The sequence below is a fragment of the Kitasatospora sp. NPDC030952 genome (genome assembly GCF_055571335.1).
Genome location: NZ_JBVIFM010000060.1, coordinates 1 through 1,723 on the forward strand (window position 1 = coordinate 1; position 1,723 = coordinate 1,723).

Sequence of the window (1,723 nt, forward strand, 5' to 3'; positions counted from 1 at the left end):
GGCGATGTGGGTGGCGAGGGTGCCGGTGCCGCCGGTGATGAGGATGGTGCCGTTGGGGTCGAGGGCGGGTGTGGTGCCTTCGCGTTGGGTGGTGGCGGTGGTGGGGGTGAGTCGGGGGGTGAGGAGTTGGCCGTTGCGGAGGGCGAGTTGGGGTTCGCCGGTGGCGAGGGCGGCGGCGACTGCCTCGGGTCCGGGGGTGTCGCCGTGGTGGTCGAGGAGGGTGAAGGTGTGGGGGTGTTCGTTCTGGGCGGTGCGGATGAGTCCCCAGATGGTGGCGGCGGGGAGGTCGGTGATGGGGTCGTCGGGGTGAGTGGAGATGGCGCCGCGGGTGATGATGACGAGGTGGGCGTCGTCGGTGCGGTCCTGGGCGAGCCATTCCTGCACGCGGGCGAGGGTCTGCTCGGCGATGCGGTGGGCGGCGGCGACCTGATCGGCGTCCTGGGCGGTGTCGCCCTCGGGCCGCACGACCAGCACATCGGCTGCCCCGGTGGCCGGCTCCGTCGCACCGGGCGTGTCGATCACCGACCACTCCACCAGGAACGGCAGGCCCGGGTCCGTGTCGGCGCGTAGGCGCGCCGGGTCGACCGGGCGCAGGGCGAGCGACGCGATGTCCGCGACGGGCGCACCCGTGGTGTCGGTGACGGTGATGGCCACGGCGCCCGTCCCGACCGGCGAGAGCCGCACCCGGACACCGTCCGCGCCGACGGCGTGCAGGGAGACGCCGCTCCAGCTGAACGGCAGGACGCTCTCGGGGCGGTCGTCGAGCAGGCCGAGGGCGATGGGGTGCAGGGCGGCGTCCAGCAGCGCCGGATGCAGGCAGAAGCGCTGGGCCGCGGGCTGCTCGGACTCGGGGAGGGCGACGGTCGCGTAGACGTCGTCGCCGAGCCGCCAGGCCGCGCGCAGGCCCTGGAAGGCCGGTCCGTAGTCGTAGCCCCTGGCGCTCAGGCGCTCGTAGGCGTCCGTGAGGTCGATCGGGACGGCTCCGGCGGGCGGCCAGGCGGCGGACTGCGGGGACGCGGACGAAGGCGAGGTGGCGGGCGCGGGCGCTTCGGCGGTGAGCGACCCGCCGGCCCGGCGGGTCCACGGCGCGTCGCCCGAGGCGTCGGCGGGGCGGGAGTAGACCGCGAAGGACCGGCGGCCTTCGGCGTCCGGTTCGCCCACCACGGCTTGGAGCCGGACGGCCTCGCCGTCGGAGAGGACGAGCGGGACCTCCAGTGTGAGGTCCTCGACGTGCCCGCAGCCGACCTCCAGTCCGGAGCGGAGGGCCGTCTCCAGGTAGGTGGTGCTCGACAGCAGCACGGTCCCGTGCACGGCGTGGTCGGCGAGCCACGGGAGGCCGGTGGTGGACACCTGGCCGGTGAGGATGTGCCCCTGGCCGTCGGCGAGTTCGACGGCGGAGACCACCAGCGGGTGGTCGGTGCCGGTCTGCCCGAGGGCACCGGTGACCGTGGCGGCGGGGTGCAGCCAGTACGGCCCGTGCTGGAACGGGTACGGGGGCAGGGCCGGACGCGGGCCGCTGTACGGGGCGCCGGCGACGGGCAGGCCCGAGATCCGGCCCAGCGCCAGGGCGGTCGCCAGCTGCGACGGGCCGCCGTGGTTGCGCCGGAGGGTGGCGATCGTGGCCACCGCGGTGTCGGTGGTGTCGGCGGTTTGTTGGATGGGGGTGGTGAGGACGGGGTGGGGGCTGGTTTCGATGAAGTGGGTGTGGCCGGTGGTGAGGAGG

At 75.0% G+C, this 1,723-nt stretch carries 1 protein-coding gene; it reads right to left on the reverse strand.

Features of this window, described 5'->3' with window-relative positions; translation table 11 throughout:
• Positions 1 to 1,723 (reverse strand): polyketide synthase dehydratase domain-containing protein (locus ACZ47G_RS39590; RefSeq protein WP_465751372.1); only part of this gene is annotated, 1,723 nt, incomplete at both ends.